At 71.3% G+C, this 21491-nt stretch carries 21 protein-coding genes; 14 read left to right on the top strand and 7 right to left on the bottom strand.

The features are described from left to right. Positions 1-45: 45 nt before the first annotated feature. The 5 genes from FNF32_RS06725 to FNF32_RS06745 form a co-directional block, all read right to left on the bottom strand. Entirely contained in the window at positions 46-1623 is a 1578-nt protein-coding gene (locus tag FNF32_RS06725; protein ID WP_131673318.1) for an ABC transporter ATP-binding protein, read from the bottom strand. Beyond that, positions 1620-2435, bottom strand: a complete 816-nt coding sequence (locus FNF32_RS06730) for an ABC transporter permease (protein ID WP_131673319.1) — start codon at positions 2433-2435, stop codon at positions 1620-1622. Before FNF32_RS06730 ends, FNF32_RS06725 begins: the two co-directional genes overlap by 4 nt. After that, positions 2432-3376: an ABC transporter permease gene (locus FNF32_RS06735; protein ID WP_131673320.1), complete on the bottom strand. Its 945-nt coding sequence runs from the start codon at positions 3374-3376 to the stop codon at positions 2432-2434. The genes FNF32_RS06730 and FNF32_RS06735 overlap by 4 nt, the downstream gene beginning before the upstream one ends. A 58-nt stretch (positions 3377-3434) precedes the next feature. After that, positions 3435-5066: an MFS transporter gene (locus tag FNF32_RS06740; RefSeq protein ID WP_131673321.1), complete on the bottom strand. Its 1632-nt coding sequence runs from the start codon at positions 5064-5066 to the stop codon at positions 3435-3437. A 163-nt stretch (positions 5067-5229) separates the two neighbouring features. Continuing rightward, positions 5230-5526, bottom strand: a complete 297-nt coding sequence (locus FNF32_RS06745; RefSeq protein WP_185961874.1) for a GlsB/YeaQ/YmgE family stress response membrane protein — start codon at positions 5524-5526, stop codon at positions 5230-5232. A gap of 295 nt (positions 5527-5821) precedes the next feature. On the opposite strand from FNF32_RS06745, the gene FNF32_RS06750 reads away from it, so the two are divergent. From FNF32_RS06750 to FNF32_RS06760, 3 genes are all read left to right on the top strand, one after another. Continuing rightward, entirely contained in the window at positions 5822-6580 is a 759-nt protein-coding gene (locus FNF32_RS06750; protein WP_131675244.1) for a L,D-transpeptidase, read from the top strand. Between the two features lie 104 nt (positions 6581-6684). After that, the gene (locus FNF32_RS06755; RefSeq protein WP_131675245.1) at positions 6685-7332 is read left to right on the top strand and encodes a hypothetical protein; all 648 of its coding nucleotides are present in this window, start codon (positions 6685-6687) and stop codon (positions 7330-7332) included. A 126-nt stretch (positions 7333-7458) separates the two neighbouring features. Continuing rightward, on the top strand, positions 7459-8370 hold the full coding sequence (locus FNF32_RS06760) for a lytic transglycosylase domain-containing protein (protein ID WP_246087714.1): 912 nt from the start codon (positions 7459-7461) through the stop codon (positions 8368-8370). Positions 8371-8439: 69 nt separating this feature from the next. Here FNF32_RS06760 and FNF32_RS06765 read toward each other — a convergent pair whose 3' ends face one another. Together FNF32_RS06765 and FNF32_RS06770 are read right to left on the bottom strand one after the other, a co-directional pair. Continuing rightward, on the bottom strand, positions 8440-9915 hold the full coding sequence (locus tag FNF32_RS06765; RefSeq protein ID WP_131675247.1) for an ABC transporter substrate-binding protein: 1476 nt from the start codon (positions 9913-9915) through the stop codon (positions 8440-8442). Positions 9916-9997: 82 nt separating this feature from the next. After that, positions 9998-10708 (bottom strand): CDP-alcohol phosphatidyltransferase family protein, encoded by a 711-nt coding sequence (locus FNF32_RS06770; protein ID WP_131675248.1) that lies wholly within the window; start codon positions 10706-10708, stop codon positions 9998-10000. Between the two features lie 216 nt (positions 10709-10924). On the opposite strand from FNF32_RS06770, the gene FNF32_RS06775 reads away from it, so the two are divergent. The 11 genes from FNF32_RS06775 to FNF32_RS06825 all read left to right on the top strand — a co-directional run bounded on the left by FNF32_RS06775 (position 10925) and on the right by FNF32_RS06825 (position 21456). After that, positions 10925-11758 carry a ferredoxin--NADP reductase gene (locus tag FNF32_RS06775; RefSeq protein ID WP_221930670.1) on the top strand — a complete coding sequence of 278 codons (834 nt, stop codon included), beginning with the start codon at positions 10925-10927 and terminating at the stop codon, positions 11756-11758. 112 nt (positions 11759-11870) lie between these two features. Next, on the top strand, positions 11871-12476 hold the full coding sequence (locus FNF32_RS06780; RefSeq protein WP_131675249.1) for a DUF4142 domain-containing protein: 606 nt from the start codon (positions 11871-11873) through the stop codon (positions 12474-12476). Positions 12477-12657: 181 nt separating this feature from the next. After that, positions 12658-15327, top strand: a complete 2670-nt coding sequence (topA, locus tag FNF32_RS06785) for a type I DNA topoisomerase (RefSeq protein ID WP_143796539.1) — start codon at positions 12658-12660, stop codon at positions 15325-15327. A gap of 147 nt (positions 15328-15474) precedes the next feature. Beyond that, positions 15475-16170 carry a CoA transferase subunit A gene (locus FNF32_RS06790; RefSeq protein WP_131675251.1) on the top strand — a complete coding sequence of 232 codons (696 nt, stop codon included), beginning with the start codon at positions 15475-15477 and terminating at the stop codon, positions 16168-16170. A gap of 93 nt (positions 16171-16263) precedes the next feature. Further along, the gene (locus tag FNF32_RS06795) at positions 16264-16872 is read left to right on the top strand and encodes a 3-oxoacid CoA-transferase subunit B (protein WP_185961886.1); all 609 of its coding nucleotides are present in this window, start codon (positions 16264-16266) and stop codon (positions 16870-16872) included. Beyond that, positions 16862-17467: a putative glycolipid-binding domain-containing protein gene (locus FNF32_RS06800; RefSeq protein ID WP_221930671.1), complete on the top strand. Its 606-nt coding sequence runs from the start codon at positions 16862-16864 to the stop codon at positions 17465-17467. The genes FNF32_RS06795 and FNF32_RS06800 overlap by 11 nt, the downstream gene beginning before the upstream one ends. Next, on the top strand, positions 17464-18036 hold the full coding sequence (locus tag FNF32_RS06805; protein WP_131675254.1) for a hypothetical protein: 573 nt from the start codon (positions 17464-17466) through the stop codon (positions 18034-18036). The genes FNF32_RS06800 and FNF32_RS06805 overlap by 4 nt, the downstream gene beginning before the upstream one ends. Beyond that, positions 18033-18455 carry a tol-pal system-associated acyl-CoA thioesterase gene (gene ybgC / locus FNF32_RS06810; protein ID WP_131675255.1) on the top strand — a complete coding sequence of 141 codons (423 nt, stop codon included), beginning with the start codon at positions 18033-18035 and terminating at the stop codon, positions 18453-18455. The genes FNF32_RS06805 and ybgC overlap by 4 nt, the downstream gene beginning before the upstream one ends. Positions 18456-18583: 128 nt before the next feature. Continuing rightward, positions 18584-19276, top strand: coding sequence for a protein TolQ (gene tolQ, locus FNF32_RS06815; RefSeq protein WP_131675256.1), 693 nt, complete (start codon positions 18584-18586; stop codon positions 19274-19276). A 1-nt stretch (position 19277) separates the two neighbouring features. Further along, positions 19278-19763, top strand: coding sequence for an ExbD/TolR family protein (locus FNF32_RS06820; protein WP_131675257.1), 486 nt, complete (start codon positions 19278-19280; stop codon positions 19761-19763). Positions 19764-19767: 4 nt separating this feature from the next. Continuing rightward, positions 19768-21456 carry a protein TolA gene (locus FNF32_RS06825; protein ID WP_143796540.1) on the top strand — a complete coding sequence of 563 codons (1689 nt, stop codon included), beginning with the start codon at positions 19768-19770 and terminating at the stop codon, positions 21454-21456. The last annotated feature ends 35 nt before the right edge of the window (positions 21457-21491 follow it).

The following is a 21491-nucleotide window of genomic DNA, read 5'->3' on the forward strand; positions in this document are numbered from 1 at the left end:
GGGCCTGTTCGTTTGCCGCGCCCGCCGCGAACGCGGGCATGGACCTCAGGAAGTTTCTCCGGGCATCCGCGGCATCGCCGCCACCAGCCGCCTGGCCGCCGCGCTTTCGGGCGCGTCCAGCACCCGCCGCGTCGGGCCGTCCTCGACGATCCGGCCCCGGTCCATCACCAGCACCCGGTCGGTGATCGACCGCACCACCGACAGGTCGTGGCTGATGAACAGCCACGCGATCCCGTGGCTTTCCCGCAGGCGCGACAGCAGGTCCAGCACCTGCGCGCGGACCTGCACGTCAAGCGCGCTCACCGCCTCGTCCAGCACGATCAGGCGCGGGCGGATGATGAGCGCGCGGGCGATGGCGATGCGCTGCCGCTGGCCGCCGGAAAACTGGTGGATGTGGCGGCGCATGGCGTCGGCGGGCAGCCCCACCTCGGCCAGCGCGGCGGCGACCTGGTCCTGCCAGTCGCGGGGGCGCCCGGTCAGGTGGAACGGTTCGGCCACCAGCCGCTCCACGGTCCAGCGCGGGTCGAAGCTGCCGAAGGGGTCCTGGAACACGACCTGCACCCGCGCCCGCAGCGCGCCCGGCATCCGCCCCGCGACGACCGGCTGCCCATCCAGCAGGATCCGCCCGCCCTGCACCGGATCAAGGCCAAGGATCATGCGCGTCAGTGTCGATTTCCCGCAGCCCGACTCGCCGACCAGCCCGACGCTTTCGCCCGGCTGCATCGAAAAGCTCACGTCATCGACGGCGCGCAGATGCCCGGTCGGCGCAAAGGGCGCGCGGCGGGGCAGGGCATAGCTGCGGGTCGCGCGCTCGACCCGCAGGATCGGGGGGCCGGGCAGGGCGGGGGCTTGCGCGCGCGCCGGGCGGTGCCGCGCCGCCGCCAGCAGGGCGCGGGTATGGGGGTGGCCGGGGGCGCGGAACAGGTCGGCGGTCGCGCCTTCTTCGACGATGCGGCCGCCCTGCATGACCGCGACCCGGTCCGCCGTCGACCCCACCACGGCAAGGTCGTGGGTGATGAGCAGCAGCGCCATCCCCTCGTCCGCGACGAGGCCCCGCAACAAATCCATGATCTGCGCCTGCGTCGTCACGTCGAGCGCGGTGGTGGGCTCGTCCGCGATCAGCACGTCGGGCGCGTCGGCGATGGCCATGGCGATCGCGACCCGCTGGCGCTGGCCGCCCGACAGCTCGTGCGGGAACAGCCCCAGCGGGAACCGCGCGCCGGGCAGTCCGACGCGGTCGAGCCGCAGGCGGGCGACCGTGGCGGCGGCGTCGCGGGCCATGCCGTGGTGGCGGATCAGCACCTCGGCCACCTGATCGCCGATGGTCATCAGCGGGTTCAGGGCCGTCATCGGCTCTTGAAAGATCATTCCGATCCGGCGGCCGCGCAGGTCCGACATCCGCCGGTCGTCCAGCGCCAGCAGGTCCCGCCCGTCCAGATCGACCCGGCCGGTGGCACGCGCGCCGTCGGGCAAAAGCCCCATGATCGCCAGCGCCGTCATCGACTTGCCCGACCCGCTTTCGCCCACAAGACCGGTGATCCGCCCGGGCGGCAGGGCCAGCGACACGTCGTCCAGCACCGGGCGTCCGCCGATGGCGACCGAAAGCCGCTCGACCCCGATCATGCGGCGCGCGCCTTCAGCCGCGGGTCCAGCGCGTCGCGCAGACCGTCGCCCAGCAGGTTCAGCCCGAGCACCGTCAGGACGATCACGATCCCCGGCACGATCGCCACATGCGGGGCCAGCGTCACCATCGTCTGCGCCTCGGCCAGCATCCGGCCCCAGCTGGGCGTGGGCGGCTGCGCCCCAAGGCCGACGTAGGACAGCCCCGCCTCGGCCAGGATGCCAAGGCTGAACTGGATCGTCGCCTGCACGATCAGCGTGCCGGCGATGTTGGGCAGGATATGCTCGGCGCTGATGCGGGGCGCGCGCTTGCCCGCGACCTGCGCGGCGCGCACGTAGTCCAGCGTCCACAGCGGCAGCGCGGCGGCGCGGGTCACGCGGGCAAAGACGGGGATGTTGAAGATCCCGATCGCGACCATCGCGTTCGCGGCCGACGGCCCCAGCGCCGCCGTGATGAGGATCGCGATCACGAGCGAGGGGAAGGCGAAGATCAGGTCGTTGCCGCGCATGATCGCGTCGTCGAGCCAGCGCCCCCGCATCGCCGCCGCGGCCAGCCCCAGGGGCACCCCCGCCCCCGCCCCGATCGCCACCGCCAGCACCGCGACGCCAAGCGAGGTGCGCGCGCCCGCCATCAGCATCGACAGGATGTCGCGGCCCAGGTGGTCGGTGCCCAGCCAGTGGACCGCGCCGGGCGGTTGCAGCCTTGCGGCCACCGACATCGCCGTGGGGTCGAACGGCGTCCACGCCAGCGACAGCGCCGCCGCACCCAGCGCGACGGCCGCAAGCGCGCCCCCGGCGATCAGCCCCGCCTTCACCTTGCGCCCCTGAGGCGCGGGTCAACAAGCGCATAGGCCAGATCCACGACGAACGTCACCAGGATGACCGCCGCCACCATCACCAGCACCGACGACTGCACCACCACCAGATCGCGCTGGGTGATCGCCTGAAAGATCAGGCGGCCAAGTCCGGGCAGGTAGAACACGTTCTCGATGATGATCGCGCCCGCCAGCAGGAACGAGAACTGCATCCCCAGGATCGTCAGCACCGGGATCATCGCGTTCCTGAGCGCGTGGCGGCGCAGCGCCTGCGCGCGGGTCAGCCCCTTGGCGCGGGCGCTGCGGACATAGTCCTGCCCCAGCGTCTCGATCAGGGCCGAGCGCAGGACGCGGGCAAGGATCGCGGCCTGCGGCAGCGCCAGCGCCACTGCGGGCAGCGCCAGCGACCGGATCGCGGCCAGCGGCTGGTCCCAGCCCGGAAAGCCGCCCGCGGGCAGCCAGCGCAGCTTGACCGCGAAGACGAGGACCAGCAGCATCGCGAACCAGAAGTTGGGGATCGCCACGCCGACCTGCGTTCCGGCCATCACCGCCGCGTCCCCCGCACGTCCACCGCGCGAGGCGGCGTACAGACCGGCCGGAAACGCCACCGCCGCCGCCAGCGCCAGCGCCGCGAGCGCCAGCGGCAGCGACACCTGCAACCGCTCGACGATCATCCCGGCGACCGGGGTGCGATAGGCAAGGCTGGTGCCCAGGTCGCCGGTCAGGACGCCGCCCAGCCAGCGGGCGTAGCGGACGGGCCAAGGCAGGTTCAGCCCCATCTCGGCCCGCAGCGCGGCCAGCGTGTCGGGCCGGGCGCCGGTGCCCAGCATGAAGCTGGCGGGATCGCCGGGAACAAGGTCCACGACCGCGAAGATCACCGCCGACGCGACCAGAAGGCTGACCGCCAGCGTCATCAGCCGGCGAAAGACGGCGCGCGTCACCCCGGCGCCCGTTGCGTCAGGGCCGCCCGCCGGGCCGCGCGGGAACGCCCGGCGCGCGTCATGTGCCCGGCACCTGCACCTTGCCGACCAGCGGCATGTCGTCGGCGGGCGTGACCTCGTGCCGCTCGATCATGCGGTGGACGGGCGGGTCGCCCTCGCCCCGGTGCAGCGCCCGCAGCAGGACGGCGGATTCCGCGTCGGCCTTGGTTCGGCGCAGGTTGTGGCGGATGTATTCGTCCCAGGTCGCGATGTGGTAGGTTTCGGACCATTGCTCCGGCTTTTCCAGATCGCGCAGCAGGGCCCAGTTGCGTGCCCCGTCGCGGCGGCGGATGTTGCGCCGCTCGGCCATCAGGGCGAGGAACCGGGGCACGTCGCGCTGGTCGATGACGTAGTCCACCATCACCATGATCGGGCCCGACCGGCTGCGCAGGTCAAGCGCCAGCGCCGGCTCGCGGAACAGGTCGGCGGGGTCGAGATCGCGCTTGCCGAACTCGGGCTGGCGCAACCACAGGCCCACGACCGCGCCGAAAAGCAGCACCCCGCTTGCCACCAGCAGCGAGGTCGAGACCGAGTGCGCGCCCGCAATCGCGCCCCAGATCCACGCCCCCGCCGCCATCCCGCCGAAGGTGGCGGTCTGGTACAGCGCCAGCGCGCGCGCCACGACCCAGCGCGGCGTGGACAGCTGCACCGTCACGTTGAACAGGGACAGCGCCAGCACCCAGCTTGCGCCCGCGGGCAGCAGCGCAAGCCCCTGCAGCCAGACGCGGTCGGTCAGCCCCAGCACCAGCGTCGACAGCGAAAAGCCCAGAAAGGCGATGCGGACGACCTGTTCGTTCGTCAGCCGCTTGCGGATGCGCGGGTTCAGCCCCGCGCCAAGGATCGCGCCGACGCCGAAGCAGCCCAGCAGCAGGCCCAGCAGCAGCGAACCGCTGCCCGGATGGTCGCGCGCGATCAGCGGCAGCAGCGCCAGCACCGACACCGCCGACACCCCGAACAGCGCGGCCCGCGCCAGCACCCGGATCAGGTTGGGCGACAGCGCGACATAGCGCAGGCCCGCGGCAAGGGCGGGGCCCAGCGGCTCGCGCGCGATCCGCGCGGTGCGGGGCGGCGGCGACCAGCGGGTCATCGCGACGGCCAGCGGCGCATAGCTCGCCGCGTTGACGGCGAACGCGGCCGCCGCGCCGAAGCCCGCGGTGATCAGCCCGCCGATCGCCGGGCCCACGCTGCGCATCAGGTTGAACCCGACCGAGTTCAGCGTCACCGCCGACGGCAGGTCCTCGCGCGAGACGAGATCGCCCATGCTGGCCTGCCAGGGCGGGTTGTAGATCGCCTGCCCCAGCCCGATCGCGAAGGTGAAGATCAGCAGGCTCCACGGCCGGACCCCGCCCATGTAGGTCAGCACCGCCAGCGCGACCGACATGATTGTCATCACCGCAAGCGCGATCAGCATCAGCCGGCGGCGGTCGAACAGGTCGGCCAGCGCGCCCGACAGCAGCGCGAACAGCATGATCGGCAGGGTATTGGACGCCTGCACCAGCGCGATCAGCGTGGCGCTGTGGGTCAGCTGCGTCATCATCCAGGCCGCGCCCACGGCCTGCACCATGCCGCCGAAGTTCGACACGATCGTCGCCCCCCACAGGCTGCGGAACGCGGGATAGCGGAACGGCGCGAGAGCGGAGCCTTGCCTCATCTGTGCCTTGTCAGCGACCGGCGGTCGCGTGCGGGACGTTCGGGGGACCGGATGGTGCGGCACCATGCGGCAGGGCAGGCCGGGGTGCAAGGCCCGGGGTTCGCGGGGCGGGCCGCGCAGGTGCAGTCGGGCCGGTCAGGCGCGGGCGGCGCGCCCCGGCCCGTCACGGCCGCGGGCGGCGCAGCAGCCGCACGGCGACCAGCAGGATCGCGGCGCCCGCCGCCGAAAAGAGGATCCGTCCCGCAAGCCCCGCTTCCGCCGTCATCCGCCAGCCGATGCGCGGCAACAGCACCGCCGCCAGCAGCGCGCCGACCATCCCGGCCGCCACGTTGGCGGCGACCGTCGTGCCCGCCGGTCGCGTCCGGCGCCCGTCGCGGTCCTTCACGATCATGCCAGCGAGCCATCCCAGGATCGCCCCCACGATCAGCGGGACGACCAGCCCCGCGCCACTCAGCACCATCGCCCGGCCCTCCGCCCCAGCACCCATATCCTGTTCAACCGGCGCGGCTTTTCCGGGTTCCCGCGACCGGCCAGCGCCGGGTTCACCGCGCGGGCCCCGGCCCCGCACGCGGGCGCAACAAATATGTCACGCTCGGCCTTTGTCCCCGGGCCGGTCGTTGACCTTTCGCTTGCGTCAGCCGCGAATGATCGCCAGACGAATCGTCCCTCCGGCTCTGCCGTCGGAGGCGGCGATTGCTCTCAAGCTGCCCCAAGGGCGCGCGCCGCGCCGCCCGACGAACACGAAGGATACCGCGATGCGTTTCGCCACCCTCACGCTGGCGGTCGCGCTGGGCCTTGCCGCCTGCGCGCCGGCCCCGACCGTGCCCACCGCCCCCGACACCTCGAACATCGTGCCCGGCATCTACGGCGCCCGCACCGACACCGGCCCCAATGGCGAGCCGATCGAGATCGCGGCGGTGAAGCCTGCCTATCTCACCGACCGCAACCAGCGCCAGCGCGTCCCCTATAACGGTCCCGAAGCGCCCGGCACCATCGTCGTCGATCCCTATGCCCGCGTCCTTTACGACGTGCTGGAAGGCGGCGAGGCGATGCGGTTCGGGATCGCGGTCGGCCGGGCGGGCACGGGCTTCGCCGGCAGCGGCACGATCCGCCGCAAGGCGGCCTGGCCGTCGTGGACCCCCACCGCCAACATGGTGCGGACCGAGCCCGAGCTTTACGGCGCCGTCCGCAACGGCCTGCCGGGCGGCCCGCAGAACCCGCTGGGGTCGCGCGCGCTGTATCTGTATCAGGGCGGCCGCGACACGATGTATCGGATCCACGGCACGCTCGACCCGTCGTCGATCGGCAAGGCGACCTCGGCCGGCTGCATCCGCCTGTTCAACCAGGACATCCTCGACCTGTATGACGAGACCCCGCTGGGCACCCAGGTGAAGGTCCGCAGCCAGGCCGAAAGTGCGCGGCTGGAAGGCCCGCTGCTGGAAACCCCGGACGGCTATCTGCAGCCGGTGTCGCAGGTCGCGCAGACTGCGCCTGCGGGGCAGGTCGTGCAGTAACGCACGGTCGATTTCGCTTGCGTCCAAGATCGCGCCCCGGGTTCTATCCCGGGGCGTTTCGCGTTGCGGCGGCGCGCACGATCCACATCCAGCAGGGTTGATCCATGGCCAAGACCTTTGCCGCCGACGGCGCCGCCCGCGCGTCCGGCGACGCATCCCCGGAACCCGCGGCTGCGGAGGGTGCGCCCGCCGACCCCGCGCTTCTGGGCCCCGCGCTTCTGGGCCCCGCGCTTCTGGACCGCGCGCTTCTGGACCGCGCGCGCAAGAACGCCCTTGCCGGGCTGGACCGGGCCGAGCTGAACGACCTCGTGCGCGACCTGCGCGCCCGCAAGAAGGCACTGGCCGACGCCGAGGACGCGGACCGCAAGCCGATCACCCAGGCGCTGCGCCGCGCGGTCGAGGAAAAGCGCGCCCGCGAGGATGGCGCGGACGAGGGCGAGGATGACGCGCCGAGGACGCCGGGCAAGGGCGGCAAGCGCGCGGGTCACGGGGCCGGCGCCGGCGCGAGAACCGATCTGCCCGCCGCCGGGGCGCGCATGCGGCCGGCCGAGATCATCGATCGCGGCGACACCGCCGCCGAACCGGTCGCGAAACCAGCGGGCAAGTCCGACGCCCGGGCCGAGCGCGAGGCGCGCAGGCAGGCCAACATCGCCGAACGCGCCGCCCGGAAGGAAGCGCGGCAGGCCGGCGAAAGGCTGACCCCCGCCAAGCGGCCCAAGGACGATGCGACCGGCCGGGACGGCGACGCCTGACCGCCCGCCGTCCCGCCGCGTCCCGCCGCGTCCCGCCGTTCCACCCGCGTCTTTCCGTTCCAAGCCGCCGCCGAATCTGCTAACCGGGCGCTTGTTGGCGTGGGGACGTGAATGACGCGGGCTTGGGTGACGATTGTGCTGGCGCTGTTCTGCGCGACCGGGGTGCCGCTGGTCGCGCCCGCGCGCGAGGCGGTCGATGTCTATGAGGGGCTGCCCGCCCCGCGCCTGACCGAGAACCGGCGCTGCACCGACGACGGACGCAGCTGCATAGAGGCCGCGACCTACGTCGCTGACGTCTGCACCACGATCGAGCGCGCGGCCGCCGACAATCGGCTGGACCCCAACTTCCTCGCCCGGCTTCTGTGGAAGGAAAGCCTGTTCGAACCCGATGCCGTGTCCCCCGTGGGGGCGCTGGGGATCGCGCAGTTCATGCCCGAAACCGCGCGCATCCGTAAGCTCGACGACCCCTTCAACCCGGCCAAGGCGATCCACGCCTCGGCCACATACCTCGCCTACCTCGCCGACGGGTTCGGCAATATCGGCCTGGCCGCCGTCGCCTATAACGGCGGCGAGGGGCGGGCGATGCGGTTCTTCAACGGCAGCCAGGTCCTGCCCTACGAGACGCAGGACTACGTCGAGGCGATCACCGGCGAGAACGCGTGGAAATGGCGCGACGACCCGCCCAAGGGCGTGGACCTGCGGCTGGACAAGAAGCGCCCCTTCCACGAGGCGTGCATCCAGCTGGCGGCGAACCGCACGCTGAAAGAGTTCGGGACACCGAACCGGGTCTGGCCGTGGGGCGTGATCCTGGCCGCCCATCCCAGCCAGTCGGGCGCGCAGGCGCAGGTCAGCAAGCTGAACCGGCAACTGCGCCCGATCCTCGGCGGCAGGAAGATCAGCTATGTGCAAAAGGCGCTGACCGGGAACCCGCGCCGCGTCTTCACGGCGCAGGTCGGCTATTCCTCGCGGACCGAGGCGGCGGCGTTCTGCAACCAGCTCAAGCAGCTTGGCGGCCGCTGCATCGTCCTGAAGAACTGACCGGCGGCCCCGCGCCCGGCATGAAAACGGCGCCCCGAAGGGCGCCGTCATGTCACCGGCGGACCCGGTTCAATCGGTCCAGCGCACCGCCGTCAGGTCGTTCGCGGGCGTGGGCGAGTTTTCCCACAGGCCCTCGATCTTCGCGTTGGCGACTCCGGTCTTGGCCAGCTGGAACAGCCAGGCCACGACGTAGTCGTCGGCCAGCGCCGCCTGCGCCTGCTTGACGAGCGCGCTGCGTTCGGCCGGATCGACCGCCGCCTTCAGCTTGTCCATCAGCGCCACGTAGTCGGGCTTGGCATAGTGGATGTAGTAGTCGGGGCGCGCATAGATATCGAGGTCCATCGGCTCGACATGGCTGATGATGGTCAGGTCGAAGTCGCCGCCGTTGAACACGGTTTCCAGCCACTGCGCCCATTCCATGTTGGTGATCTCGGTCTCGATCCCGACGGCGCGCAGTTCGGCCGCCACGATCTCGCCGCCGCGCCGGGCGTAGGGGGGCGGGGGCAGGGCAAGCCGCAGGCGCAGGTCCGACACGCCCGCCTCCTTCAACAGAGCCTTCGCCTGTTCGGGATCGTGCGGCGACTTCGCCGTCTCGTCCACGTAGTCGGGGCTGTGGGGCGGGGTGTGGCTGCCGATGGGCGTGCCATAGCCGAACATCGCGCCCTCGATGATCTCCTGCCGGTCCAGCGCGAGCGCGATCGCCTTGCGGACCCGGACGTCGTCCAGCGGCGCCTTGGCGTTGTTGATCGACAGCATCGTCTCGCCCTCGGTCGTGCCGACGATGACCTTGAAGCGCGGATCGGCCTTCAGCACGTCCAGCGTTTCGGGCGCGGGGTAGTTGGGAAACGCGTCCACGTCCTCGGCCATCATGGCCGCAAAGGCGGCGGTCGGGTCGGCGATGAATCGGAACGTGGCCTGCGCGAGCTCGGGCCTGGCGCCCCAGTAGCCGGGGAACGCCGCGATCGTCACGCGGTCGCCCTGCCGCCAGTCCTGGAACGCGAAGGGGCCCGTGCCCACGGGCCGCGTGGCGTTGCCGTCGGCCGAGGCGGGATCAACGATCACCGCGTCGCCCCAGGCCATTTTGAACGGGAACGCCCCGTCCGGCGACTTGAGCGTCACCCGCACCTGCGTCGGGGACACCGCCGTCACCGTCTCGATCCCCTCGAACAGGGCCTTTTGCGCGTTCACCGAACCTTCGGCCCGCGCCCGGTCCAGCGAGAACACCACGTCGTCGGCGGCGAAGTCCGCCCCGTCGTGGAACTTGACGCCCGCGCGCAGGTGAAAGTCATAGACGCGCCCGCCCTCGGTCACGTCCCAGCGTTCGGCCAGACCGGGCTGAATCGAGCCGTCGGGGCCGAACTTCGTCAGCCCCTCGAACAGGTTGGAATAGGTGATCTCGTCAATCGCCGCCGCCGCGCCCGCGGTCGGGTCCAGCGTCGGCGGTTCCAGCACCATGCCCAGCGTGATGGTGTCGCGGGCAAGCGCGGGCGCGCAAAGCGCGCCCAGCATCGCCACGGTGGTCAGAAGCCTGCGGATCATCGTCATCCCCCTTCAGCCGACATCCGGGCCCCGCGGCAGAGCGGGCCCGGTTTTCTGCGGCGCAGCGTTACCGCAATGTCATACTGGATCAAGCCCGGGATGAACGTCCCTGACGTTCGGGAACGATCTGCTGGACCAGCCCCGCGAGCATCAGCCAGACCGAGGTCACCACCAGCCCCCACACCGCCCAGCTTTGCGGATGGAAGTGGACCCACACCGCCCAGCTTGCGAACACCACCCAGCCCACCGCCATCGGCAGCGACACGGCCCGCCAGCGTTCGGTGCGGACGGGGTGGATGAACTTGATGTTGGTGAACATGGTGAACGCCAGCGCCACCACCACGACCAGCGTGACGCGCCAGTCGGGTTTCAGCGCGAACAGGACCAGCACGACCATGTTCCAGCAGGCCGGGAAGCCCGCGAAGCTGTTGTCGCGTGTCTTCATCCGGGTGTCGGCGAAGTAGATGATCGAGCCGTAGACGATGCAGATGATCGCGACCCAGCCGGTCCACCCGTCCAGCAGCCCCGACTTGAACAGCGCGAAGGCGGGGATGAACACATAGGTCATGTAGTCGATGATGAGGTCCATCAGCACCCCGTCATACATCGGCCAGTTGTCCTTGACCCGGTAGCGGCGCGCCAGCGGCCCGTCGATCCCGTCCACGACCAGCGCGACGACGAGCCAGCCGAACATCAGCGACCAGCGTTCCTCGACGGCGGCCAGCATGGCCAGCATCGACAGGATCGCGCCGGTCGCCGTCAGCATGTGGACGGACAGGGCCTGAAGGCGTTTCTTCATGACGGGTCTTGTCGCATCTGGGCGGGGGCGGCGCAATGCGCGCGATCGGAGATCGGATCGGGCGCGCAAGTTTTGCCCGCGTTTTGCCCGACGTTTCACCCGGCGTTTTGCCCGTGCGTTTCAGTCGGGCTTTCGCTCGCGCGCCGCAGCGCCTAGATGCAGGACGTGGAAAGCCCGGCAGCGGCCGGGCGGGCGAATGCGGGTGCAGGAGCGATGATGGACGACACGACGAAATCGCGCGCCGCGCCCCCGGCGGCCCGCACGCCCGACACGCAGACCGTGACCGACGTCCGGCACTGGTCCGAATGGCTGATGTCGTTCCGCTGCACCCGGCCCGCCTCGCTTCGGTTCCGGTCGGGGGAGTTCGTGATGATCGGCCTGCCCGGCGACAACGGCAAGCCGATCCTGCGCGCCTATTCCATCGCCTCGCCCTGTTGGGACGAGGAGCTTGAGTTCTATTCGATCAAGGTCGCGGACGGGCCGCTGACCTCGCGGCTGCGCCATATCCGCCCCGGCGATCCGCTGATCCTGCGCCCCAAGCCCGTGGGGACGCTGGTCCTCGACGCGCTGCTGCCGGGGCGGCGGCTGTGGCTGCTGGCGACCGGCACGGGATTCGCGCCCTTCGCGAGCCTTCTGCGCGACCCCGAGACGTTCGAGCGCTACGAGCAGGTCGTGATGATGCACACCTGCCGCACCGCCGACGAACTGGCCTATGGCCGCGAACTGGTCGCCGACCTGACCCGCGACCCGCTGCTGGCCGAGATCTTCGGCGAGGGGATCGCGGACCGGGTGCTGTATTACCCGACGACCACGCGCGAGCAGGGGCCGCGCATGGGGCGCATCACCGACAACCTGACCTCGGGCAAGGCGTTCGCCGACATGGGGCTGCCGCCGATGGATCCGGCGGTGGACCGGGCGATGGTCTGCGGCAGCCTTGCCTTCAACCTTGACGTCAAGGCGGTGCTGGAAGGGTTCGGGCTGACCGAGGGGGCCAACAGCGACCCCCGCGAATTCGTGATCGAGAAGGCCTTCGTGGGCGAGGGCGTCTGACCGCCCTTGGCGGCGGCCCGCACGGGTCGCCGTGGTTTGATCTTTATTCAGGAAACCTTGCGCGCCGCCCCGGTGTTGCTTCGCCAGACGCTTGTGTCTGAGGAGTATTCCCATGAAGACCGCAATCCTTGCCGCCGCGATCGGCCTTGCCGCCGCTGGCGCCCTGTCCGCCCAGACCGCCACCCCGCCCACCGCCGACACCTCGGCCGCCGTGCCCACGGTGCCGACCGATGGCGCGACCACGACCACCCCCGCCGCTACCGCGACCGTGGGCAGCACGGACGTCGCGGTCTCGGCCCTGACCCCGCAGGAGTTCGTGAACCGCGCTGCCTCCAGCGGGATGTTCGAGGTGATGTCGAGCGAGCTTGCGCTGGAACGGGCCGCGACGCCTTCGGTCAAGGAATTCGCCCAGATGATGGTCACCGACCACACCAAGGCGAACGACGAGCTGAAGATCGTCGCCGCCGCGAACGGCCTGACCGTCCCGGCCGAGATGTCGGGCACCCCCGCCGACGACTGGGAAATGCTGCAGAACGCCGATGCCGGCGTGTTCGAGCAGTCCTACGTGGACATGCAGATCAAGGCGCACTCGACCGCGATCGACCTGTTCTCGGCCCAGGCGCAGGCGACCACGAACCCCGAACTGGCGGCCTTTGCCCAGAAGACCCTGCCGACGCTGCAGTCGCACCGCGAAATGCTGACCGGCATGGGCGGCTGATCGCAGCCCCCAAGGCCCTGCATCCACGCAGTCCCGCCGCCGCATCCGAAAGGGTGCGGCGCCTTTCATTCGCCGGGCGCGGACCCCGCCTCTCCCGGCTGCGGCGCAACCGGGGTGCGTTGACACCGCTGCGCGCGGTGCCCATGTTCCCGCGTCAAGTCGTCCCCCCGGAGGTGCCATCATGCCCGTCGTCGTCGTGGAATCTCCGGCAAAGGCCAAGACCATCAACAAGTATCTGGGCGACGACTACACGGTCCTGGCGTCGTTCGGGCATGTCCGCGACCTGCCGCCCAAGGACGGGTCGGTCGATACAGACGCCGATTTCGACATGAAATGGGAAGTCGCCGCCGACAGCCGCAAGCACGTCAAGGCGATCAAGGACGCGCTCGCGTCCGACCCCAACCTGATCCTCGCCACCGACCCCGACCGCGAGGGCGAGGCGATCAGCTGGCACCTGCGCGAGGCGCTGGCGCCGGCGCTGAAAAAGGCGGCCGTCAGCCGCGTGACCTTCAACGCGATCACCAAGTCCGCCGTGACCGAGGCGATGGCCAACCCGCGCGAGATCGACCAGCCGCTGGTCGATGCCTATCTGGCGCGGCGGGCGCTGGATTACCTCGTCGGCTTCAACCTGTCGCCGGTGCTGTGGCGCAAGCTGCCGGGGGCGAAATCGGCCGGCCGCGTCCAGTCCGTCGCCCTGCGCGTCATCGTCGACCGCGAGATGGAGATCGAGGCGTTTCGCGCCCGCGAATACTGGACCGTCCACGCGACGCTGGCGACGCCCGGCGGCACCGAATACGCGGCGCAGCTGGTCAGCTATGCGGGCAAGAAGCTGGAACGCTACGACCTGGCCGACGCCGAGGCCGCCGCGCTCGCCGTCAGCGCGGTGCAGTCGCGCGACCTCACCGTGACCTCGGTCACGTCGAAGCCCGCCAGCCGCAATCCCTGGCCGCCCTTCATGACCTCGACGCTTCAGCAGGAAGCCAGCCGCAAGCTGGGCCTGGGCGCGCGGGCCTGCATGTCGGCGGCGCAGCGGCTGTATGAGGCGGGCTACATCACCTACATGCGGACCGACGGCATCGACATGGCGCCCGAGGCGGTCCACGCCGCCCGCGACGCGATCAAGGCGCGCTTTGGGGCCGAGTACGTCCCGTCCAGCCCGCGGATGTACAAGAACAAGGCCAAGAACGCGCAGGAAGCGCATGAATGCATCCGGCCCACGGACATGATGCTGTCGCCCGACCGCCTGAACGTCGAGGCCGAGCAGCGCAAGCTGTACGACCTGATCTGGAAGCGCACGATCGCCTCGCAGATGGAAGCCGCGCGGATGGAGCGCACGGCGGTCGAGATCGGCAGCGCCGACGGGCAGGTCGGCCTGCGCGCCACCGGGCAGGTGATGCTGTTCGACGGCTTCCTGCGGGTCTACGATCAGGGCCACGACGACGACGAGGGCGAGGACAGCGCCCGCCTGCCGCAGATCGCCGAAGGCGAGGCGGCGGCCAAGCGCGACGTGGTGCCCGAACAACACTTCACCCAGCCGCCGCCGCGCTACACCGAAGCCACGCTGGTCAAGCGGATGGAGGAGCTGGGGATCGGCCGTCCGTCCACCTATGCCAGCATCGTCACGACCATCCAGGACCGCGACTATGTCCGCAAGGACAAGAACCGCCTGATCCCCGAGGACAAGGGGCGGCTGGTGACGGTGTTCCTGACCCGCTACTTCCCGCGCTACGTCAGCTACGACTTCACCGCCGACATGGAGGAAGAGCTTGACGACATCTCCAGCGGCAACCGCGCCTACCGCGAGGTGCTGCGGCGGTTCTGGCGTGACTTCACCGCCGCGCTGGAAGGGACGAGCGAGCTTCGCATCAGCGAGGTGCTGACCGCGATCGACGACGCGCTGGCGCCGCACCTGTATCCGCCCCGCGCGGACGGGGGCGATCCGCGCGAATGCCCGCTGTGCGGCAAGGGGCGGCTGAACCTCAAGACCGCGCGGTCGGGCGGGGCGTTCATCGGCTGCACGAACTATCCCGAATGCCGCTACACCCGCCCGCTGTCCGGCCCCGAAGGCGAGGTCATGGGCGACGTGGTGCTGGGGCAGGACCCGGCGGGGCTGGACATCAGCCTGAAGAACGGCCGCTTCGGGCCTTACGTCCAGCGCGGCGAGGCGTCGGCGGACGAACCCAAGCCCCCGCGCGCGTCGATCCCCAAGGGCTGGGACGTCGCGGCGATGGACCTGGAAAAGGCGCTGCGGCTCTTGGACCTGCCGCGCCCGATCGGCCCCCACCCCGAGGACGGGGTGATGGTCGAGGCGGGGATCGGCCGCTATGGCCCGTTCGTGAAGCACGGCCCGAAATACGCCAATCTCGCCGAGGTGGACGAGGTGTTCACCATCGGCATGAACCGCGCGGTCGAGGTGCTGGCGCAACCGCCGCGCCGGGGCCGGGCCGCGCCCTCGGCCCCGCTGGCCGACCTGGGCGAACACCCCGAAGGCGGGTCGGTGCAGGTGCTGAACGGGCGGTTCGGCCCTTACGTCAAGTGGGGCAAGGTCAACGCCACCCTGCCGCGCGACGTGGCGCCCGAGGCGATGACGATGGACCGGGCGGTCGAACTGATCGCGGCCAAGGCCGCGAAGGGCGGCAAGCCGGCAAAGAAGCCGGCGGCGAAGAAGGCGACCGCGAAAACGGCCCCGGCGGCCAAGAAGCCCGCCGCCAAGAAGCCGGCGGCGAAGAAGGCCACGGCGAAGAAGGCGACGGCGGACGGGGCAGAGGGCGAAGCCGCAAAGGCGCCCGCCGTCCGCAAACCCGCCGCGAAGAAGCCCGCCGCGAAGAAAGCGGCCACACCGGACACCTGACCCTAACCGGCAGGCAACCCGCTTCGGCCCGCGCGCCCCGCTCCCCGCCGCGTTGACAGCGTGGCGCCCGTGTGCAGACATCCTGCCGACCCTTCGCCCGGCGAAACAACGCGCGGGTGCGGGACCGGCCAGACCAAAGGGGGGTACATGCACAAGGTTTACGACAGCGCCGCCGCCGCGCTCGACGGGGTGCTGAAGGACGGCATGACCATCGCCGCCGGGGGCTTCGGCCTGTGCGGCATCCCCGAACTGCTGATCGCCGCGATCCACGAGGCGGGCACCCGCAACCTGACCATCGCGTCCAACAACTGCGGCGTGGACGGGTTCGGCCTGGGCATCCTGCTGGACAGCAAGCAAATCAAAAAGATGATCTCGAGCTACGTGGGCGAGAACGCCGAGTTCATGCGCCAGTACCTGTCGGGCGAGCTGGAGCTTGAGTTCAACCCGCAGGGCACGCTGGCCGAGCGGATGCGGGCGGGCGGTGCGGGCATCCCCGGCTTCTACACCAGGACCGGCGTCGGCACCGTCATCGCCGACGGCAAGGAGGTGAAGTCCTTCGACGGCGAGGACTACATCCTCGAACGCGGCCTGGTCGCCGACCTGGCGATCGTGAAGGGCTGGAAGGCCGACACCTCGGGCAACGTCGTGTTCCGCAAGACCGCGCGCAACTTCAACGTCCCCGCCGCCACCTGCGGCCGCGTCTGCGTGGTCGAGGTCGAGGAGATCGTGCCCGTGGGCAGCCTTGACCCCGACGCGATCCACCTGCCGGGGATCTACGTCCACCGGTTGATCCAGGGGCAGCACGAGAAGCGGATCGAGCAGCGCACCGTGAGGAAGGGGTAAGCCATGGCCGACACGAAACCCACCGCCGCCGCCGGTTCCGAAGCCGGCGCGCCTGCGGCCGCCCCCGCCGCGAAGGGCTGGGACCGCAACCAGATGGCCGCCCGCGCCGCGCGCGAGTTGCAGGACGGGATGTACGTCAACCTCGGGATCGGCATCCCGACGCTGGTCGCGAACTACATCCCCGAGGGGATGACCGTGACGCTGCAATCCGAAAACGGGATGCTGGGCATCGGCCCCTTCCCGGCCGAGGACGCGGTGGACCCCGATCTCATCAACGCGGGCAAGCAGACGATCACCGAACTGCCGCACTCGGCCTATTTCGACAGCGCGCAGTCCTTCGCGATGATCCGCGGCGGCAAGATCGCAATGGCGATCCTGGGCGCGATGGAAGTGGCGGAAAACGGCGATCTGGCGAACTGGATGATCCCCGGCAAGCTCGTCAAGGGCATGGGCGGGGCGATGGACCTGGTGGCGGGCGTCAAGCGCGTGGTCGTGGTCATGGACCACACCAACAAGGCCGGCGAATCCAAGGTGCTGCGCGAATGCACCCTGCCGCTGACCGGCAAGGGCGTGGTGGACCGCATCATCTCGAACCTCGGCGTGCTGGACGTGGTGGACGGCGGGCTGCGGATCGTCGAATGCGCCGACGGCGTCAGCGAGGATGAACTGCGCGCCGCGACGCAGGCCACGATTGTCGCCTGAGGCGGGCGTCCGCGCCGTTCGCTGGACCGGCGAGGACGGGCAGGGGCTGGAACACTGCGTCCTGACGCTGAAGCGCGGCGGGCTGGTGCTTGAAGGCATGGTCGCAGGCAACCGCGAAGGCGGCAGCTACGGCGCGCATTACATCGTGCGCGCCGACGCGCAGGGCCGCACGCGCGAGGTGCGGGTGCGCTATGCGGGCAGCTATTCGCTGCATGTCACCGCCGACGGCGAGGGCAACTGGCACGACGAGCAAAGGGGCAGGGCGATCCCCCGCCTTCGCGGCTGCATCGACGTGGACATCGGCGCGACCGCCGCCACCAACACCTTGCCGATCCGGCGGCTGGGGCTGGCGATCGGCGAGGCCTGCGCGATCAGCGCGGCCTATGTTCCGCTGCCGGGCGAACTCGCGGGCCAGCTTGAAGGGGCATTCCTGCCCGAGCCGGTGGACCAGCGATACACCCGGCTCGGCGACCGGCTGTGGCGGTACGAGGGGTTGTTCCGCGACTTTGTGGCCGACCTGCCGGTGGACGACATGGGCCTTGTCCTCGACTACCCGCAGCTGTTCCGGCGCGCGCCCCTCGGGGGCAAGGCGTGACCGCGGACGATATCGCGGCGCTGTTCACGCAGGGCGACGATTTCCTCTGCGCGCGCTGGGGACGTCCCGTCGCGCCGGTGGTGTTCGGGCTGGACGACGCCTCGCTTGCGATCTTTCGCGATGCGTTGAAGGCGGTGGTGGCCCATGCCCGCCACCCGCTGGCCGACACCGACCCGGAAACCGGCGCGAACCTGATGATCTTCGCGGTGGCGGACTGGGACGATCTGCGGGCGGTGACCGACCTCGACCGCCTCACCGGGATCGCGGACCTGCCCGGGCGGCTCGCGGCGCAATCCGCCGATCGCTACCGCCTGCTGCGGTTCGACGCTGATGGCGCGATCCGCGCCTGCATGACCTTCCTGCGCCTGGGCGGCGCGCTGGGGCAGGCGCATCCGGCCGCGCTGGCCGAGGACGCGGGCGTCAACGCGATGCTGAGCTTCGCCCGCCACGTGACGCCATCGCCCGACCTCGCGCGCCTGATCCGCGTCGCCTACGATCCCGCGCTGCCGTCCTGCGCCCGCGATCCCAGCCACGCCCTGCGGCTTGCGGCAAGGCTGGCCGCGCCATGACCCACCGCTTCCCGGTCCGCGTCTATTACGAGGATACCGACCTGGGTCAGGTGGTCTATTACGCCAACTACCTGCGCTTCATCGAACGCGCCCGCAGCGAATGGCTGCGCGCGGGCGGGATCGACCAGCTGGCGCTGATGCAGCGGGACGGCATCGCCTTTGTCGCGCGGCGGGTGAACGCCGACTATCTGTCGCCCGCCCGCTACGACGACCTGCTGGACGTGGTGTCCGACCTGCGCGGCATCCACGGCGCGCGGATCGCGCTGACGCAGCGCGTCGAACGCGCCGGTCGGGTGCTGTTTTCGGCCGAGGTGGACCTTGTCTGCGTCGCCGTGCCGTCGATGCGGCCGGTCCGCGTGCCGGCGGCGGTCCGGGCCGCGCTGGGGCAGGGGGAACCCGCCGGCGCGCCGCCCACCTGACGCACATGTGTTGCCCCGCAGGGGTGCGTTCTGGTTAAATCCCGGCCAAAAGACCGCGCGAAGCGGCCAGATCCCGCATCGATCACCCGCCGGCGCGCCGTCGCCCGGGCAAGGACAGGCACCGACCCATGGAACAAATCGCCGCCGGAACGCCGGTCGACTTTTCGCTCATCGCGCTGTTCACGCGCGCCTCGCCGATCGTGCAGGCGGTCATGGTGCTGCTGGTGCTGGCGTCGGTCTGGTCGTGGGCGGTGATCATCCAGAAGATCATCACCTTCGGCGCCGCCAAGCGCGAGACCGGGCGGTTCGAGCGCGCGTTCTGGTCCGGCCAGCCGCTGGACGACGTCTACGACCAGATGAGCGGCCGCCCCCGCGGCGCGGCGGAACGCGTGTTCGCGGCCGGGATGCTGGAATGGCGCCGCTCGCAGCGGGACGACGGCGGCATCATCCCGGCGGCGCAGTCGCGGATCGACCGGGCGATGAACGTGGCCATCGGGCGCGAGGCGGACCGGCTGAACCGGGGCCTGCCGCTGCTCGCCACGATCGGGTCGGTCGCGCCGTTCGTGGGCCTGTTCGGCACCGTCTGGGGGATCAAGAACGCGTTCGAGGGCATCGCGCTCAGCCAGAACACCAGCCTCGCCGTGGTGGCGCCCGGCATCGCCGAGGCGCTGCTTGCCACCGCGCTGGGCCTGCTGGCCGCGATCCCGGCGGTCGTCGCCTACAACAACCTGTCGTCCGACGCCGACCGCATCAGCGGCAGCCACGAGGCGTTCGCGGACGAGTTCTCGACCATCCTGTCGCGCCAGCTCGAGGAGGACTGAGTTGGGCGCGGGCACCATGCGCCGGGGCGGCGGCCGGCGCGGCCGGGGTCGGCGCAGCCAGCCGATGTCGGAAATCAACGTGACGCCGTTCGTGGACGTCATGCTGGTGCTGCTCATCATCTTCATGGTCGCGGCGCCGCTTTTGACCGTGGGCGTGCCGCTGCAACTGCCGCGCACGGCGGCCGAGGCGATCACCTCGGAACCCGAAGAGCCGCTGACGATCAGCGTCCCGCCGTCGGGGCCGCTGGTCCTGATGACGAGCGAGGTGCCCGAGGACCAGCTGATCGCCACCCTTCGCGCCGTGGCCGCCGAACGGCAGAGCGGGCGGATCTACCTGCGCGCCGACGGCGGCATCCCCTATGCCCGCGTGATGCAGGTGATGGGGGCGCTGAACGCGGCGGGGTTCCGCGACATCGTGCTGGTGACGGACACCGGCGGTCCCCGGATGGACGCCACCGCGGTGGACGCCCCCGTGGTGGACGGCTGACGGAATGGAACGCGCCGACCGGATCGGGGCCTGGGTCTCGGGCGTCGCGCACGCGGCGCTGATCGCGTGGGTCGCGGTCGGCGGCGCGCTGTTCCGGGGCCAGTCCTCGGCCCCGATCCGCATGACCAACGTCCAGACCATGACCGAGGCGGATTTCCAGCAGATGGCGGCGGCGACGCGCGGGGCGGGGCCGGTGGGCGAGACCGCGCAGGTCCAGCCCGCGCAGCCGCAGGCGCCGGGCGACGAGGTCGTGGCGGGCGGCAACGTCTCGGTCGCGCCGCCCGCCGATCAGGTCGATCCGCTGGCGATGCCCGCGCCCGAGGTCGCGCCCGAAGCCGCGCCCGACCTGTCGGACCTGCGCGCCCCGCAGGAAGCGGTGGCGGTGGCGACCGTCGCCCCGGTCCAGCCCGACACCCCGTTCGAGGCGAGCGGCACCGTCATCCTGCCCGATGCCGCGCCCGGCCGCGCGGTCGCCGCCGCCGCACCCCAGCCGCTGCGTCCCGGCGCGCCCACGGGCGAGGCGCCGGCCCGACAGCCCGCGCCGCCGCCCGAGCCGGGCATCGCGCCGCTGACCTCGGTCACGCCGCTGGATGCGACCCAGGCGCGGGGCCGTCTGGCCGAACGCCAGGCCGCCGCGGCGGTGGAACTTGCCCGCCAGCAGGCCGAAGCGGCCGCAGCCGCCGAAGCCGCCGCCGCTGCCGAGGCCGCGCGCCAGGCCGCCGCGGACGCCGCGCAGGCCGAGGCCGAACGCCAGGCCGCAGCCGCCGCGCAGGCCAGGGTCGAGGCGGAGCGCCGGGCCGAACAGGACCGCCTTGCCGCCGCTGCCGCCGCCCGCCAGCAGGCCGAGGCCGCCGCCGCGCAGGCCCGCGCCGACGAGGAAGCGCGGGAGGCCGAGGCGCGCGCCCAGGCCGAAGCCGAGGCCCAGGCGGAAGCCGAGGCGCAGGCGAAACCTCAGGCCGACCGCATCGCCGAAGAACAGCGCCTCGCCGAAGAAGAAGCCGCCGCCGCCGAAGCCGCCGAGGCGGACGCGCGCGAGGCGGAAGCCGCCGCCGCCCGCGAGGAAGCGCGGCTCGAAGCCGAGCGGCGCGCCGTCGAGGAACAGGCGCGCGAGGACGCCGAGCGTCAGGCGGCCGAGGAAGAACGCCTTGCCGCCGAGGCGGCCGCCGAGGAACAGGCCCGCGCCGACGAGATCGCCGCCCGCGCCGAGGCCGAGGCCGAGGCGCGCAGGCAGGCGGAAACCGAGACCCCGTCCGCGCTGGACGACCCGCTGACCGCCGCGCTGAACGAGGCGATGAACGACGACGCCCCGCCCGAGGGCGCGGCGGCCGAAGGCGGCGGCGGGCGGGCCGAGACCGGGCCGCCGCTGACGCAGGGCGAACGCGACGGGCTGCGGGTCGCGATTCAGGACTGCTGGAACGCGGGCGCGCTGTCGCGCGAAGCGGCGCAGGTCCGCGTCACGATCGGCTTTTCGATGACGCCCGAGGGGTTGCCGCGCGAAGGCTCGGTCGAGCTTCTGGATTCCGACGGCGGGTCCGAACAGGCCGTGCAGCAGGCGTTCGAGGTCGCGCGTCGGGCGATCATCCGCTGCGGCTTCCAGAAGGAAGGCTACGACCTGCCGTCCGACAAGTACGACCGCTGGCGCGACGTGGTCGTGGACTTCACCGCCAGCGGCAGCGGCGTCAACCTTCGCTGAGGCGTAATGGTAAGTGCTGAATGCGTGGGATATGG

The organism is Paracoccus marinus (assembly GCF_007018965.1).
In the GTDB taxonomy this organism is placed as follows: Bacteria; Pseudomonadota; Alphaproteobacteria; order Rhodobacterales; family Rhodobacteraceae; genus Paracoccus; species Paracoccus marinus.